Source organism: Chloroherpetonaceae bacterium (genome assembly GCA_033763895.1).
In the GTDB taxonomy this organism is placed as follows: Bacteria; Bacteroidota; Chlorobiia; order Chlorobiales; family Thermochlorobacteraceae; genus JANRJQ01.
The window spans coordinates 166,353-180,818 of sequence record JANRJQ010000007.1; the positions used below are offsets into that span (position 1 = coordinate 166,353).

The 14,466-nt window shown below is 37.0% G+C and carries 19 protein-coding genes and 2 pseudogenes; 5 read left to right on the top strand and 16 right to left on the bottom strand.

Features of this window, described 5'->3' with window-relative positions:
• Positions 1-168 precede the first annotated feature (168 nt).
• The 3 genes from SFU91_05760 to SFU91_05770 all read left to right on the top strand — a co-directional run bounded on the left by SFU91_05760 (position 169) and on the right by SFU91_05770 (position 1,741).
• A complete protein-coding gene (locus tag SFU91_05760) occupies positions 169-384 on the top strand; it encodes a hypothetical protein (protein MDX2128525.1) in 216 nt (71 codons plus the stop codon).
• 773 nt (positions 385-1,157) lie between these two features.
• Positions 1,158-1,373 carry a hypothetical protein gene (locus SFU91_05765; GenBank protein ID MDX2128526.1) on the top strand — a complete coding sequence of 72 codons (216 nt, stop codon included), beginning with the start codon at positions 1,158-1,160 and terminating at the stop codon, positions 1,371-1,373.
• A complete protein-coding gene (locus SFU91_05770; GenBank protein ID MDX2128527.1) occupies positions 1,352-1,741 on the top strand; it encodes a type II toxin-antitoxin system VapC family toxin in 390 nt (129 codons plus the stop codon). Before SFU91_05765 ends, SFU91_05770 begins: the two co-directional genes overlap by 22 nt.
• On the opposite strand, the gene SFU91_05775 is transcribed toward SFU91_05770, so the two are convergent.
• Positions 1,719-1,946: a hypothetical protein gene (locus SFU91_05775; protein MDX2128528.1), complete on the bottom strand. Its 228-nt coding sequence runs from the start codon at positions 1,944-1,946 to the stop codon at positions 1,719-1,721. The two genes, SFU91_05770 and SFU91_05775, sit on opposite strands and share 23 nt — an antisense overlap.
• A 166-nt stretch (positions 1,947-2,112) precedes the next feature.
• On the opposite strand from SFU91_05775, the gene SFU91_05780 reads away from it, so the two are divergent.
• Both SFU91_05780 and SFU91_05785 read left to right on the top strand, forming a co-directional pair.
• Positions 2,113-2,319, top strand: coding sequence for a hypothetical protein (locus tag SFU91_05780; protein MDX2128529.1), 207 nt, complete (start codon positions 2,113-2,115; stop codon positions 2,317-2,319).
• Positions 2,309-2,638, top strand: coding sequence for a type II toxin-antitoxin system RelE/ParE family toxin (locus SFU91_05785; protein MDX2128530.1), 330 nt, complete (start codon positions 2,309-2,311; stop codon positions 2,636-2,638). The genes SFU91_05780 and SFU91_05785 overlap by 11 nt, the downstream gene beginning before the upstream one ends.
• A 42-nt stretch (positions 2,639-2,680) precedes the next feature.
• On the opposite strand, the gene SFU91_05790 is transcribed toward SFU91_05785, so the two are convergent.
• From SFU91_05790 to SFU91_05860, 15 genes and pseudogenes are all read right to left on the bottom strand, one after another.
• The gene (locus tag SFU91_05790) at positions 2,681-3,139 is read right to left on the bottom strand and encodes a hypothetical protein (GenBank protein MDX2128531.1); all 459 of its coding nucleotides are present in this window, start codon (positions 3,137-3,139) and stop codon (positions 2,681-2,683) included.
• Positions 3,140-3,143: 4 nt separating this feature from the next.
• Positions 3,144-3,653, bottom strand: coding sequence for a hypothetical protein (locus SFU91_05795; protein MDX2128532.1), 510 nt, complete (start codon positions 3,651-3,653; stop codon positions 3,144-3,146).
• Positions 3,654-3,800: 147 nt separating this feature from the next.
• Positions 3,801-4,256 (bottom strand): annotated as a pseudogene (locus SFU91_05800) (RHS repeat-associated core domain-containing protein).
• Between the two features lie 76 nt (positions 4,257-4,332).
• Positions 4,333-4,674, bottom strand: coding sequence for a type II toxin-antitoxin system PemK/MazF family toxin (locus tag SFU91_05805; GenBank protein MDX2128533.1), 342 nt, complete (start codon positions 4,672-4,674; stop codon positions 4,333-4,335).
• Positions 4,671-4,898 carry a hypothetical protein gene (locus SFU91_05810; protein ID MDX2128534.1) on the bottom strand — a complete coding sequence of 76 codons (228 nt, stop codon included), beginning with the start codon at positions 4,896-4,898 and terminating at the stop codon, positions 4,671-4,673. Before SFU91_05810 ends, SFU91_05805 begins: the two co-directional genes overlap by 4 nt.
• A 253-nt stretch (positions 4,899-5,151) precedes the next feature.
• A complete protein-coding gene (locus tag SFU91_05815; protein MDX2128535.1) occupies positions 5,152-5,373 on the bottom strand; it encodes a hypothetical protein in 222 nt (73 codons plus the stop codon).
• Positions 5,374-5,406: 33 nt separating this feature from the next.
• Positions 5,407-5,736 carry a hypothetical protein gene (locus SFU91_05820; protein ID MDX2128536.1) on the bottom strand — a complete coding sequence of 110 codons (330 nt, stop codon included), beginning with the start codon at positions 5,734-5,736 and terminating at the stop codon, positions 5,407-5,409.
• Positions 5,737-5,821: 85 nt separating this feature from the next.
• Entirely contained in the window at positions 5,822-6,712 is an 891-nt protein-coding gene (locus SFU91_05825; GenBank protein ID MDX2128537.1) for a polymorphic toxin type 23 domain-containing protein, read from the bottom strand.
• Positions 6,704-6,844 (bottom strand): annotated as a pseudogene (locus SFU91_05830) (hypothetical protein). Before SFU91_05830 ends, SFU91_05825 begins: the two are co-directional and overlap by 9 nt.
• A 187-nt stretch (positions 6,845-7,031) precedes the next feature.
• Complete coding sequence (locus SFU91_05835) at positions 7,032-7,493, bottom strand: hypothetical protein (GenBank protein ID MDX2128538.1); 462 nt, start codon at positions 7,491-7,493, stop codon at positions 7,032-7,034.
• A 3-nt stretch (positions 7,494-7,496) separates the two neighbouring features.
• Positions 7,497-8,516, bottom strand: coding sequence for an RHS repeat-associated core domain-containing protein (locus tag SFU91_05840; protein ID MDX2128539.1), 1,020 nt, complete (start codon positions 8,514-8,516; stop codon positions 7,497-7,499).
• Between the two features lie 353 nt (positions 8,517-8,869).
• Positions 8,870-9,568 carry a DNA-binding domain-containing protein gene (locus SFU91_05845; protein ID MDX2128540.1) on the bottom strand — a complete coding sequence of 233 codons (699 nt, stop codon included), beginning with the start codon at positions 9,566-9,568 and terminating at the stop codon, positions 8,870-8,872.
• A 388-nt stretch (positions 9,569-9,956) separates the two neighbouring features.
• Positions 9,957-10,931 carry a hypothetical protein gene (locus SFU91_05850; GenBank protein MDX2128541.1) on the bottom strand — a complete coding sequence of 325 codons (975 nt, stop codon included), beginning with the start codon at positions 10,929-10,931 and terminating at the stop codon, positions 9,957-9,959.
• 13 nt (positions 10,932-10,944) lie between these two features.
• A complete protein-coding gene (locus tag SFU91_05855) occupies positions 10,945-12,465 on the bottom strand; it encodes a PKD domain-containing protein (protein ID MDX2128542.1) in 1,521 nt (506 codons plus the stop codon).
• Positions 12,466-12,576: 111 nt separating this feature from the next.
• Positions 12,577-14,187: an SGNH/GDSL hydrolase family protein gene (locus SFU91_05860; protein MDX2128543.1), complete on the bottom strand. Its 1,611-nt coding sequence runs from the start codon at positions 14,185-14,187 to the stop codon at positions 12,577-12,579.
• Between the last annotated feature and the right edge of the window lie 279 nt (positions 14,188-14,466).

Genomic DNA, 14,466 nt, shown 5'->3' on the forward strand with positions numbered 1-14,466 from the left:
ATGTTGTAAATTTAATGCATTACCACTAACTTTAGCCAACATGTTTATATTAAAAAGTACAAACTATTACTTATTTTCACGCCTCACTAGACTTAAAGGTAATTCAATTATTTAATAAGAGAAAATTGACTTTTTACTCTATTAATACAATTCAAACATTCCAGTAAAATGAGACAAGTAAAAGTATATACCACAGATAAGGAATACAGCCATTTTGTAGAACTGGCTAAAAACCTGCATTATGTTAAAAAAATTGAAACGGATGATGAGCCAACAAAAGAAGAAATTATCAGCAATTTAAAGCGCGGTTTTGAAGAAATAAAATTAATTAAAAAAGGCAAATTAAAAACGACTCCCGCAAAAGAATTTTTGAATGAGTTATAAAGTTGAAATAACTTCTAACTTTAAGAAGGAAGCAAAAAAGCTTACAAAAAAATACCCATCACTAAAATAAGAACTTGCTGATCTATTTTCCGAACTGGAAAAACACCCTACAAAAGGAATTCCTCTTGGTAATGTTGTTTATAAAATTCGAATTTCTATAGCTTCCAAAAATAAGGGGAAGTCTGGTGGTGCAAGAATCATTACATTTGTGAAAATTATTGATGAAACAGTTTTCCTGTTTTCCATATATAGTAAAGGCGATGTGGATACACTTACTGATAAACAAATACAGGAAATCATGAAGGAATTTATATAACGTATAAAATTGTATAAAATGCGTTTTTTGAAATATTTCCGCAGAAAGAGTAGGGCGAAAATTGCTGACCCTCGGGGTCTAAGGCATAGAAACGGTTGAAGTCGGTATTGTATAATCGTGCTCTAAAGTTCCAGAGTTTGCCGTCGCCTTCGTTTTCTTGGCCGGAGAAGTAATCGCGGTCTCAGAGATTTTGGATTACTAAACCAATCGAATTACAACAGATTTGTGCTATTTTACTTTTTTTATTTGAAAATAGTAATTTAATTATATTGTTAAACTTTTCCTGTCCAACATACTTGTATTGGAAGTCATTAACAGCAAGTTTGACAACAAGACGGTCAAGCGTTTATAGGATATTGAAAATCTAAAAGTAGTCGCCAGAGAGCACTTTTTTTAGCGGTGTTGGATACATTCCTTGCTAAAGATATAATGAAGTCAATTTATAAATAATTCAAAGATGGAAACAGTATTAATACAAATCAACAATACCAAGGCTTATAGGCTTTTAGAGGACTTAGAAGATTTACATATTATCAAAGTTCTTAAAAAAAGTATTCAGCCTCAGCAAAAGCTTTCTGAAAAGTATGCTGGCAAACTGCCTGCTGATGTGGTGGACGAACTTCAAAATTATGTAACCCAAAGCCGTAACGAATGGAACCACCGAAGTATCTAATTGACACCAATGTTGTGATTGATTATCTCGGTAATAAACTCCCGGCTTCTGGTATGGATTTTATGAATACCGTTATTGATGCAGTCCCTAATGTTTCGGTAGTTACCAAAATTGAGGTACTTGGCTTTAATGCCCCCGAACAGCATTACCAACTGCTTACTAATTTTATCAATGATGCTAATGTATTGGACTTAACCAACATTGTGGTAGAAGCAAGTATTGAAATTCGTAAAAAAATCAAAACCAAATTACCCGATGCCATCATTGCCGCAACGGCTCTTGTTACGGGCTTGGTTCTTATCTCTCGCAATATCAACGACTTTAAAAATATAGATGGATTGCAGGTCATTGACCCGCATAGACTTTAAACCAAAAATGCGAATTTCCGCAGAAGGCGTAGGGAGAAAATTGCTGACCCTTGGGTTCTAAGGCATAGAAACGGTTGAAATCTGTGTTGTAAAGTCTCGCTCTAAAGTTCCAAAGTTTGCCACCCTGTTCGTTTTCTTGGCCGGAGAAGTAGTATCGGTACCACGGCGTTAGGCCGTGGCCTACAACGGTTGGTGATAACTCCAACCACTGAATGTTATTTAAAAAATTTCAGTTATTAGTTTTTCATATTAATTCTGAAAGTTTTTCTATATTTAAGTAGATGTATAATTCTTCAAGTTTAAGAAATGGTCTTCTTTAAAATACTTGTTACAAAAGTAATTAAAGGATAACTAATAATTTTTTTCTTTTTATGAAAGTTCTCTTAGATATTAAAGATAGTAAAGCTAAACCGCTTTTAGAAGTGCTTAGAGGATTGCCTTATGTTAAGGCAAAAAAGATCCTTGATGAAAAGGAATTGTTAATTAGCGAAATAAAAGAATCGGTTGAAGAGCTGAAATTAATCCGAGCAGGAAAAAAAATTGCTCGAAATGCAGATGATTTCCTCAATGAATTATAGCGTAAAAACGACGGATATATTTGAGAAGCAAGCAAAGAGGCTGATAAAAAAATATCCATCCTTAATATCAGAAATCTACCAACTTGTTTCAACCCTTAAAACAAATCCCACCCAAGGCAAATCACTTGGGAAAAACTGTTATAAAGTTCGAATTTCAATAGCCTCTAAGGGGAAAGGTAAATCTGGTGGTGCAAGATTAATTACAAATTTTGTTATTTCAGAAAATACCGTTTATTTAATTTCAATTTACGATAAATCTGAGAAGGACTCAATCTCTGACAAAGAATTATCGATTCTCCTTCAATCAATTCCTCAATAATTCGAGATTATAGGAAAAAATACAACCTTTGTCTTTGCCTATCTACTTTTTCTCATTTATCTCAATAAATACTTCCTTTTTTTGAACATCTTCGTTCAAATAAACTCTTACCTTTTTTGGGTAAAACAGATGATTTCGACTATTCTTGACTTGTTCAATTTTTTCTTGTGTAATTGAAGGGATAATTCCCACATACAGTTTCATAGCTTTAAGTGCATTTTCAACATCCGTTGTAGTACAAATCTCAAGATCCACGTATTCCATACATTCATGCAGTTGTGATGAATAGTCCATAAGAAACATATTCATACTTTCATCAATTTCATTTAATGCATCTTGTCTAGTAAAACAAATTTCGCCATTTAAATCCGATATTTTTAATAAATTATAATTATTTTTAAATGGTGCGTATATACACAGAATTACGGTTAAGTCATTTGTTTGTATTTCTCTATTGTTACAAATGATTTTTACTATTAAGGCCTCTGGAAATATGAGCATCGTATTAATTTTTAGGTATTGAGATATTCACTTTTAGTTGATCAATCCTTATAGGACTTACCAATGGCCAATTTCCCGGGAAAACATGAAATTCATACCCACCGTCATATTGACCATAATTAGGTTTTACCATCCCTTCATGTATTACTTGAATTTGATCATTCTTAAATGTAACCCTAAAACTTGGTTTGGAAGGCAAAGCTAACTTTGATTGTGCAGATTGAGCATCGTCATAAAATTCATTACTATAATGAACAGATTTTGGCTTACCTTTGGCATCAACACCCGGAATAACACCATCTCTATCAATTGCTTGCATTTCGCCTTCGCCAATATATCTGAAACCTATACCATCTAAAGCATTGCCAGTAATTGGATTTCTACCTTGGTCTATTGCTTGCGCGCTTGAAATAATTCCACCTTGAACAAATCCGTTAATTGCTCCAGATTTTAACCCACTTATAAACCCTGTTCCAAAATTACCATCAAAACTTCCTCCATTATACCAACTCAAGGTGCCATTAACTATTCCAGATACGAAGCCTCCTGTTATCGCGTTTGATACCGCTCCATTTAATGCCGGTGAGGATGATAATGAAAATCCATTGATTGTGGTATGATTTAATGCTGTACCTACATAGGGCTGAATAATGGTGCTAAGTCAAAAACTGGCAACAGAAATACTCGAACTAATTAGGCCACTTCCTAAACCTTGCCCCAGATTTCCACCCCTTAACAATGTATTTCCAAAACCTTGAATGAAGCCGCCAATCGCAGCCCCACCATATCCGGGCCATAAAAGATTTGATGCAGCTGAAGCACCTCCAATTGCAGCAAAACCAGCAAACTTACCTATGTTAAAACTTCCATCCTGAGTTATTGCATCCCAATTTGAAATTACATTGTTTGTTGCACCTAATGAAACTGCTGCAATCGCTGCCCAAGTAAATGGATCAAAAAACTCCCCATTCCTATCCACAACCATCAGAGGCGAATTCCTGCAGAAGGCATAGGGCGAGAACTGCTGATCGGCGGGGTCTATGGCATAGAAGCGGTTGAAGTCTGTATTGTACAGCCGTGCTCTAAAGTTCCAGAGTTTGCCATCGCCTTCGTTTTCTTGGCCGGAGAAGTAATCGCGGTACCACGATGTTGGGTCGAAGCCACCCTCAAATAGGTAGGCAGTGCTTTACGCTTTAAGTCAATTTATTTATCAGCCTGCGAACTAAACCCAAAAAAAATGTTGAGGATACTTCTCCAAGCACACCAAGAATCAGGGTTTCGGAAAGTGTGGTTAGTTTAAGCAACTTAAACACCGAGGGTTTATTTAATCCTGTTTTTTGAAATTCGATATCATCAGGCAACAAAATCACGTCGTCTAATTCTGCGTTGCTTAATTGGGAAGAAATAAACATCACCAGATAGTCGTTATAAGTCGTAGAGGCGGGCGATAAAATCAAGACTGGTCTTTGTTTTGCGCCAGTACCGTCTGTAAAAGGAAACTCAGCAAGGACAATTTCCCCGCGCTTATATTTCATCGCTGCTCCTTGAGGTCTTTCAATGAATATCCATCTTCCGACTCACTTTTAAGAAAGGCAAAAGTTGGGTCTTTTTGAATAAGATTCAAGGTGATATTAACTTCTTCAGATTGCGAAGGCTTCGCAACCTCACGCTGCAATTCGTGAGTAATGAACTCGATAAGTAATAGTTTTTCAGCTACAGAGCAGAATTTCACTGCATTTGTGATTTCTTGAATTGACATAATCAACTGAAGGATATTTTTTTCTTTAATATACTCAACCTATAGGATTTTCTTTAAAGTCAATTTTCATAGCCTATCTTTTAGAATCACTTTCAAAATAAAGTTAAAAAATCTCCGCAGAAAGCGTAGGGCGAGAACTGCTGATCGGCAGGGTCTAAAGCATAGAAGCGGTTGAAGTCGGTGTTGTAAAGTATTGCTCTAAAATTCGAGAGCTTGGAATCGCCTTCATTTTATCTTATTATGTTGGAAATAATTATTCTATACTCCCATTATTTAATTCGTCCATTATCCAATTATCTGAAGGTGGTAATGAATCGTATTGTACAAACTGAAGTTTATAATATATTTCTTTCTCTACAAATTTTTTTCCTTCTTGAATTCTTTTTGTATAAAATACAATTGTTGTATCATTTAATACAAAACCTTCTAATTCCACAACTTTCCATAAAAGTATTTTGAATCCTCCACTTGGCATAGAATTATGTCCAAAATATTGTACAAATATTTTTTATCTTTCAACTTCATATCTTCCCCACATCCACAAATCATTTATTCTTATATCTTCAATTTTTTTTAATTTATAATTTTTCAAATTTTTTTCTCCAAACGGGTTACAAAAATAACCATTTCTAAAAAAAATCAATGTGTAATCATTGTATATAATGCCGTTTTCTTTAATTGGCATATAATAATAACCATTTGTTTTAAATTTTACTTTTGTAGAATCAAATTCATCAATTCTTTTCTTATTGAACTTCCACAAAGTAAAATCTGATGAAATACATGAATTAATAAAAAAAACAGATAGAGCAAAAATTATATGTTTATAATTTTTCATAAAATCTTATTCCTATTATGAAAATTAATAATAAAATCTATTCCTACTACCATAATGATAATACAATGAGCTATAATTCCCTCTTTTAAAATAAGGTGAACCAGAAATATATTTGTGAACACCATTTTGAAAAAAAACCCTGTATCCAAGGTTCATTAATTCCAAATCTATGGACACTCCCATTTTGACCGGCAATTCCACAATATAGACTACTAAAGTAAACTTTGCCATTTTTATATGTATTTTTTTCATTTCCCCCCCAATAAGGATCTTCATAATTTGGTTCTAAATTATTATCATCTTTAGATGAACCAGCATTATTTGTATAAATTTCAGAACCAACCTTAAAGTTGTAAGCACTAATTTCCAAAGTTGATGTTCTTCCTTTATCAGAATTTAATAGGTCGTTATAAAGACTTAAGCTAAATTGATTGTTTCCTAATTGCACACCATCCACTGTTTGGTTAAAATCACTTTCAGTTCCTCTAAATTGTGTTCGTGATAATAGGAATTTATTATTTCCATCGGTGTAACCTCCAAATACCCCAGCGGTAATATAAGGACCGTTAGTGATTAAGCCAGAACCGCCTCCAACTCCAATACTTCCTCCAAACACTGAATTCCCAAAACGTGCCTCTCCACTTAAATTTAATCCAAGAGAAATACCATTAGTATTTAATGAAAATGAAGGGGATAAACTAAGAGATACATTACCGATTTGCATATTTGCACTTGGTAAATATGAACTTGCAATTGCTGAAGCTGACCACCCTACTGAGCCCCAAAAACCTGCTGAAGCACCACCTGTATTTAACGCCAACCAACCCTGCGCTGCTAAATAACCACCTGATTTTACAGCTTCCCATCCCCAATCACCTTTAGAAATGCCGTGATGCAAATATCCTGCTGTAAATGAAACTCCAACCATAATTAAATCATCAATTATAAACCAGCGCCCTTTCTTATCCACATACATCAATGGCGAATTTCCGCAGAAGGCGTAGGGCGAGAACTGTTGGTCGGCGGGGTCTAAGGCATAGAAACGGTTGAAGTCGGTGTTGTATAGCCTCGCTCTAAAGTTCCAAAGTTTTCCATCGCCTTCGTTTTCTTGGCCGGAGAACTAGTATCGGTACCACGGAATTTGAATTGAAACAGATCGTGTTTCCAAAAAATGAAATTTTAAACTTTTAATTACATAATAGTATAAGAAAACTTTTCATATCTTTTTTTGTATTAAATTATTAAATTTATAGGGTGTATTTTTAATAACATTATACTTAATTGCTAATTTCTTCCTAATTTAGCTGTTCTTTGAACCATAAATTCATTTTTTTAATCACACTCTTTTCTCCGACAATAAAATCACTTGCAAATTCTTCTGTCAAAGCAGCACTTATCTTTATTGAATCTTCAACTGTTTTAACATCTTTAAAGAAGTCTTTATAATCCTTACCTATTTTATACTTAATTATCTCATCCAAATAAAAAGTTTGGAGCTGATAATCCTCTTTTTTAAAAAATTCTTTAATAGTGTATATACCGGGTCGAATTTCGAACTCATCAATATTTTGATTGGAAAATTGTATTTGGGGAAATTTTTCACGAAATTCATAAATAATATAAACACCTACAGTACTAGATGAAAATTTTGCATATAGAGCATAGTCGTAAGCTATAATTTCTTTTATCTTAAAATTATATTTAGACAACAAAAAACCAAAATGTTTGCTGACTATTTCAAAGTGATTTTTATTCATTGGTTAATATCCTAAAAGTTTTATAGTTGGATAGCCTAACTCTTCAATTATATCCTTCTCAAGTTGATAAAATGGGCTTGTTATATTTGTCCCCTTCGGACCAATATCATAAATCTTATATCCTTGACTAATTTTTGACTTGAGCCATCTTGCATTTCTTGATTTTGCTGCAATAAGTTCTGCTTCCGTCATTAATCGGTCCCTTGGAAAATTTTTTGTCCAAGCTTGATACCATTTTGCCCCAATAGATCTTGCAGCAGGTTTAACTCTATACATACCTTCACCGATAACAATTGCCTTCTCTACACTTCTTGTTACACTTGGGAACAAACGCGCCCCCCCAATAAGCGAAGCACTCGAACCAGCAAGCAATAGTGGATCTAAACCAGCTGAGATAGCCGTAGCAGCAACCTCTTCGAATATATCAATATTTTTTACATATTGAAGGTATTCAGGGTCTTGTGGGCTAGAAAACCCTTGAAGCGTTGAAGTGCCTTGTAATGCATTTAATGCATCTCCAAGTGCTTTCTTACCTGCAAAGGCTTCTTTAAAGCTTGTTGGAGTTGGAGCATCGGTGATTTCTAATTCGCCTTTGTATTTAACCTCCGGTGCAATATCATCCCCATCAATTATATTTATTTTCCTTCCAAATAATTCACTATTTGTTGTACCGTTTGCATTTGGTATCGTTGTATTGAGTGGCAACGGCTGAATCGTGGGGTAAAACGCTATTTTTGCTAACCAAAGAGCATTAACAGCCATTGAAACACTAAATACAGATTTGAGTGCAGTGATAATTGTAGGTGTCCCCCAAACTATTAATTCTGCAACCCGCCCATTCTTATCCACAACCATCAGCGGCGAATTTCCGCAGAAGGCGTAGGGCGAGAACTGTTGGTCGGCGGGGTCTAAGGCATAGAAACGGTTGAAGTCTGTATTGTACAGCCGTGCTCTAAAGTTCCACAGTTTGCCGTCGCCTTCGTTTTCTTGGCCGGAGTGTAGCGAAAATACATAAAAGTACAACTTTTAACCACCGTAATGATGCACTTCTTTGCTGTTCGGTTTTAATTAGGCGTCTCTACGGTTACGATTCGCTATTCACGGTAAGCAAGAACAGTTCATTTTTTTGCCTGCTTCATTAAATCATTATGCCGCTTTGTTACCGTGATTATGCCACATTATTACCGTGATTATGCAGCCTTTTCACCGCGATTATGCTGCATTGTTACCGTAAGAATGCAGCCTTCTCACCGTTAAAACCAGCTTGATTTCCGCCGTTAAAACCAAGCTGGTTTTCGCCGTCAAAACCAATGCATTGTTCACTTTTTTGACTAAAATATTACTTTTCGTAATTTTTTAGAGAGTTTCTCATGCACTTAGGGCACGGTAAGGAAGTCGGAAAGGCTTCCTTTTCGCACCGTATTGTCTTTGGTATAGGAGCGCCGAACGTCAAGCGTATAGGTTCCCGCCGTAAGCGTAGGCGGTATATTAAACATCAATTTACCTTGGGTTCGGGTGGCATACACGGCGACTTTGGTTTCGGTTCCGTCATTTCGCACAAAAAAGACCCCTTCATCCGGATTTTGGGGATTGAATTTTAATTCTTCCCCCACAATCTGCCCGATTCCTCCCGGCGTAACAATGCTATTCACGGTATTGGTATTCACATTCAAGAATTCAAGCAATGTAGGGCTTGGAATTGGCTGCAAGGTTTTCTCAACCCTTGCATTTTGAAACTTTTCTGTAAGCAAAGTACCCGATGAAACGGTTGCACGCACCGTGTGGCGCGAGGGGTCGAACGAATCGGTGACGCTATCAAATACCCCGGAAATCCCTGAACGGATATTGACGAGTGGGAGGTTGACAAAATTCCCATCGGCGACTTCATCCGCAACCACTTCAAAGAAGAGGTTTAAGACGGCGCGTGCGTCGGTTTCCGTGACGAGTGTTCCCCTTCGCGTCATCTTTGTGATGATATCCTCAAAAGTTAAAGAGTCATTGGCGATAACCCGAGCCGATTGGTCGTTCGGGTCGGGCGTAATCGGATTCGGCTGCAAATAATAGTTTATAGGCATAGTTGTAAAGATGTTTTAGAGATTGAAAAAACAATGAAACATTCTCATTCTATGGATGCCAATCAAACACACGGTAGCCTTGTCTAGAATGCACCAATGCACGGCGCAGCATTTATGAAGCGTAACGAAAGAAACAGTGAATTTGAGAGAACGGAGTAGAACGCCGGGGAACTTTGGGGTTCCGGGGGTTCTAAACAGCATCGGGTTATTTTAAGATATTTTTTTGAAGATTTCAAGGAAAGACATGTCTCTACAGCCGATAAAATAGATTTTAACAAAAATTTAATCGTGAGTTTATAAGAAAATCAATTTAGAAAGTATGGAGAAAATGAGAAATTACTCACAACTACAAAAAAGGCGACCCTTTGGCCGCCTTTTTCCTTTTAGTTTAATCTTCAACAGGGAAATCGCTTAATTTTAATACAGAATCACCAGAGGTTTCTTTTGAGGGTTGCCACGCGCGCACATGAATAATCGGGGAGTTTTCATCTCTAAAGTCAATCAGCAAAAATAAATAGCCTCTATCGGAATAATTGGGCGTAGCATAGTTCTGAACCAAATTGACCCCATAAATATGCGGCAAAGCGGGATGCCGAACGACTTCAAGGCTATCAAATTCAACTTTTATGTACCTTGAAGCCTTAAAAACATCGCGCAGGCGTTTCATATACTGCGCTTTTGTTTGCCGGATCAGTTCAACCCGAGCCGGTGCCAAACCCATCATATCTTTTGAAGGCTTTTCTTGAATTACTTTTCCGGTGATAATGAGCGCATTATCACTAAATACTTTTTGGAGAAATAAAATATCCTTGCGGTTATATGAAGTTCGAAAGTTCTCGGCAAAGTCCAAAATGAGTTTCCTAAGCCGTAAATCGGTGACATCTTCGCCATTTGTTACCTTAGTCGCTTGAGTGCCAAGCCCGAAATACAAATCTTCAATTTCACCCTTAAGATTAAATACAAAAACGCCGAGTTCTTTTTGAATTGAGCCGTCATCTAAAGTTAAAGAAAGCGGAATATCTCGGATTTCATATCCTTTGCCCGTTGGCAATTCCAATAAATTTACTTTTAATTCTAATTCCGTGCACCGAAAAGCTTGTGTTTGCCAAAGCCGTTTAATGGCAAATTTTCCTTCAAGGGATATCGCCACATCGGTGAAATCCGGCTCCGTTTCTGCCTCTAAAAATCCTGAATTAAAATTGTTAAGAAGTTTCGTTACGGATTTTTCTATTGTGCTCTGAGCCGCTTTATTTTTTGATTGATTTAAAAAAGAAACTTTCGTTTTATTTTGTGCCACTACTTCTAACCCGAAAATCAAAAAAAGAACGATGAAAAAAAAGTGAGAAATTTGATGTTTTTTCATTTGAAAATATTAATTAATTAATTTGAACCCAAATTGCCTGCATGCCTTTTGTTTTTTCCTTAACATCCTGAAGTGATTCACCGGTAAAAAAATCTTTTCGGGTTTTATCTGTCTGCAAATCAGTGAAAATGGTGCTTAATTTTTTTTCTTTTGGATTAACCACAATAACCACACATCGATCGGTGTTGGAGAAATCGGTTTGCCTTCCAAAAGTAATTTTACCTTTATTTTTCAATTCAGTGAGAACTGAAAAAACTGAATCCGCCGAAGTAACCGGGCTAAGCGACGCCAATATTGGTGGCAATTGAATTTTTGGAACGGCAATAATGTCAACCCCCTCTGAGGCATTTGCTTTGACTTCAATCTCTTTTGTAACCTTAAAGTCTTTAATGTTATTCACCGTTAGGGTGACTTTATAAACACCCGGTTTTGCATAACGCGTTGATGCCTTAAACGTCTTTGACGTATTCCCGTCTCCAAAATCCCAATTGATTCCATCAGGCAAAAGACTCACGTGTTTTAATATTGGGGTAAAAACCACATTGAACTCATTTATTTCTGCAGAAAAATCAATGTTTACTATTTTTGAAAATTCAATTTGAAGTCTTCTCTGATCGATAAAACGCTCCGATTCAAAATTCTCCAACATATCGGGTGGGAGTGATTTTTTATCTAAATACGGAATAAGTTTCAACCGAAATTCTTTCTTTGGCGCGTCCGGGTCACCATAAAGTGTAAATTTTCCCTTGCCATCAATCACCGTTATTTGCGGGGAATCTTGGCTTTCAAGCTTCGCAAAAAGCTTTTCAACCGGTTGATTTCGATAATAAAGTTCAACAGGAATTGTAAAAGCCGAGGTTCTCTCCGTCCCGCTTTCTTCAATATTATTGGCAAGAACCTTAATATCAATTTGTGAGAAATAAAGCTTTAACTTTAAATCCAAAAAAGCTCGTGCATCAGGAAACTCAACATTTTGAAGTTCACTTTTATACTTGATTGGTTTAGGGGAATAAAAGGATTGAAGATAAGCTCGAAGGTATTGATCAATTGATTTACTCAGCCCAAGATTTTTTTCAACTTGCTCAGCGGTAAGTATCACGCCACGTAATTGTTCCGCAACATCATTAAATGACGCTTCTACGTCTGAAAGCTTTATGAAAGCAAAAGCCTTATACTTTCCATCGTTTTGTTTACCACCATCTATAAACCTTAGGCCTTGAAGATTTAATCGCGAAGTGGAACGCACCGTCATACTGTAACTTTCGGTGTATTCACCGTTTACTTGCTTCGATTCAAGATTGGATTGTGAAAAAACATTTTGCACAATCTGTTCTATAACGAGTTTCTTTGCAGCGTTTCTTGCGGCTTCCAAACTTTCATCACTTATTTCAGCAAAAAGAAAAGACGGGTCAGTTCGAATGCCGCTTACCTTAACATTGTATTGCTGAGTATCATCTTGTGATAACAATTGAGAGGATGAAAATAGAAGAAAAGAAATGCCAAGGATTAAAAATCGATGTCGAAATCGTTTCATTAGAGGAAAAAAGAGTTTAAATGAAGTGAGTAAATTCAAATAAAAAAATAAACAAAAAAAAGCCTGATTCCAAGAATCAGGCTTTAATTTTAATGCGAAAAAAGAAATTCTTTATTGAACTCCACCCACCGCTTCGAGCGTGCTCTTGAGTGTTTCGGGATTGTAATTTTTGAACGATTCAATCGGTGATTCTTCTCCAATTGTCAATGTCGGAATTGAAGCCCCCTGCCCTGCTCTGACAATGCCATCGGGAATAGAGCGGGTTCTCACGAGCGGAATATTTGCAGTAAAAAGGCGATTAATGACTTTGATAAATTCGTTCGCCACCACCCCGTGTGCTTTCGGCGAAGGATGTACCCCATCCATTGTAAATAAGCCACCGGAACCTAAAGCAGTTTTCAAGAATTCACCATCACTCCAAATTCCGCCGGCACCAACAATGCCATTGAAGAGCGCATTTACATCCACAAGCCCATCGGCTCTTGAAGGGACTTGTGCACGAATGGCATTATTAAAATTCGTTACGGCTGTACGGGCAATAGTAAGTTCACCATCATCCAAAATAAATTGGTTAGGAATCGGGTTAGACACTGAAAGCCCAAATGGAGCTCCGGTATTAATTCCAAGATTTGCCAAAATCAGTGAGTCTTGAACGTTGGTAGGAAGCGTTGTGATATTCGAAATCGCAGCTCTCAAAATACCGGCCCAATAACCGCGCGCAAAAGTTCTTGCGGTTGAACCAACTTGCTGAATGGCAGTACCACCTGTGAGCAAGACTAATCCGCGAACGCCAACATCACGCGTGCGAAGCCAAGTCGGCGTTCCCATTGCAGGATTTGCTCCCGGCCCGGGGCCGCGTTGGTAAACCACACTATCGATTCTATTAATTGTTAATAATGTTCTAAAATTTGCAGAAATCGTTGTGAAAAAAGGAATAGCCGTTACATCTGGAATATTTCCAAGAATTATTCGAGTATTGGCATCCACTTTCGCCACACGAAGGGCAGAATCTAGAGCAAAATTAAATGTTGCAACATTCGTTGGCGCGGTTGGAGATACACCGCCGCTGGTTGCATATCCCAAGACATCATTATTCCCAAGCCAAAAAGTAACCAATTTATTTCCGGTTTGCGGTTGTAAAACGGCTCTTGCTTGTTGAACCGGCGAGGTATTTCCCAGCAAAGGATTTCTTAATACAGGGTCAATTAGAGCGGATCTCGAGAAACTATTGCTTGCCGTAAAAGCGCCCCAAGCATCTGCCATTACAATTCCGGGTATTGCAAGATTGTTATAAGGACGGCTTAATGCTGAATTCTTCAGCGTAAGAGTAGTATTCGGATTTGTTGATGTTATTGGTGAACCGGTTGAAGTGTAGCCTGCAAGCTCGATTCTTCCGGGTGAGCCGGGCTCGGCAACTAAAGGCATTTGAAACTTCGAAGTGCCACTGCCCACTTCTCCATTTCCGTGTGCTTGACGAGCGATAATAGCCGGATAACTATAAAATTGCCCGGATTCATACAATGAGCCTGAAAGAAAACCCGCCGTGATACTATTTCCCAATGCGACATACCGCGAAGCATCGAAAGTACCAAGTTCCCCAGTACCGGGATCTCCAAAATTATCAATAGATGGTGAGGTTGGGGTGTCTTGACAACCAAGAAGTCCGATTGCCAAAATAATTGAAAAAAACGATTGAATGTAAAGCGAATGGCGCTTTGCCATATCTCCTCCGGTCATTAGTTAAGGTAAAAGTAATTGTTGTTTTGTCTCATTCAACCCATTGGTGATACTTCATTTAACTGGATTTAAACCTACTCCATCTAAATGAAACAACTCACTTTTTGAAGTTGATAAAGCAATGTATCACAAGTAAAAGTTGGGAAACATACATAATCACTTTCATTTTTCAAACCCTTAAAAAAAAATAAACGGATGATTAGGTTAAGTCATCCATTATAGTATATTACGCAACTTTTTAGTGCCTTAACTTTTAGAACTTTT

Excerpts from the sequence above, each read along its gene's own strand:
- SFU91_05790 (MDX2128531.1), bottom strand. The coding sequence starts at position 3,139 with ATGCTCATATTTCCAGAGGCCTTAATAGTAAAAATCATTTGTAACAAT.
- SFU91_05785 (MDX2128530.1), top strand. The coding sequence starts at position 2,309 with ATGAATTATAGCGTAAAAACGACGGATATATTTGAGAAGCAAGCAAAG.
- SFU91_05770 (MDX2128527.1), top strand. The coding sequence starts at position 1,352 with ATGGAACCACCGAAGTATCTAATTGACACCAATGTTGTGATTGATTAT.
- SFU91_05855 (MDX2128542.1), bottom strand. The coding sequence starts at position 12,465 with ATGAAACGATTTCGACATCGATTTTTAATCCTTGGCATTTCTTTTCTT.
- SFU91_05850 (MDX2128541.1), bottom strand. The coding sequence starts at position 10,931 with ATGAAAAAACATCAAATTTCTCACTTTTTTTTCATCGTTCTTTTTTTG.
- SFU91_05825 (MDX2128537.1), bottom strand. The coding sequence starts at position 6,712 with ATGTATGTGGATAAGAAAGGGCGCTGGTTTATAATTGATGATTTAATT.
- SFU91_05760 (MDX2128525.1), top strand. The coding sequence starts at position 169 with ATGAGACAAGTAAAAGTATATACCACAGATAAGGAATACAGCCATTTT.
- SFU91_05820 (MDX2128536.1), bottom strand. The coding sequence starts at position 5,736 with ATGAAAAATTATAAACATATAATTTTTGCTCTATCTGTTTTTTTTATT.
- SFU91_05765 (MDX2128526.1), top strand. The coding sequence starts at position 1,158 with ATGGAAACAGTATTAATACAAATCAACAATACCAAGGCTTATAGGCTT.
- SFU91_05805 (MDX2128533.1), bottom strand. The coding sequence starts at position 4,674 with ATGAAATATAAGCGCGGGGAAATTGTCCTTGCTGAGTTTCCTTTTACA.
- SFU91_05845 (MDX2128540.1), bottom strand. The coding sequence starts at position 9,568 with ATGCCTATAAACTATTATTTGCAGCCGAATCCGATTACGCCCGACCCG.
- SFU91_05860 (MDX2128543.1), bottom strand. The coding sequence starts at position 14,187 with ATGGCAAAGCGCCATTCGCTTTACATTCAATCGTTTTTTTCAATTATT.
- SFU91_05810 (MDX2128534.1), bottom strand. The coding sequence starts at position 4,898 with ATGTCAATTCAAGAAATCACAAATGCAGTGAAATTCTGCTCTGTAGCT.
- SFU91_05780 (MDX2128529.1), top strand. The coding sequence starts at position 2,113 with ATGAAAGTTCTCTTAGATATTAAAGATAGTAAAGCTAAACCGCTTTTA.
- SFU91_05815 (MDX2128535.1), bottom strand. The coding sequence starts at position 5,373 with ATGCCAAGTGGAGGATTCAAAATACTTTTATGGAAAGTTGTGGAATTA.
- SFU91_05835 (MDX2128538.1), bottom strand. The coding sequence starts at position 7,493 with ATGAATAAAAATCACTTTGAAATAGTCAGCAAACATTTTGGTTTTTTG.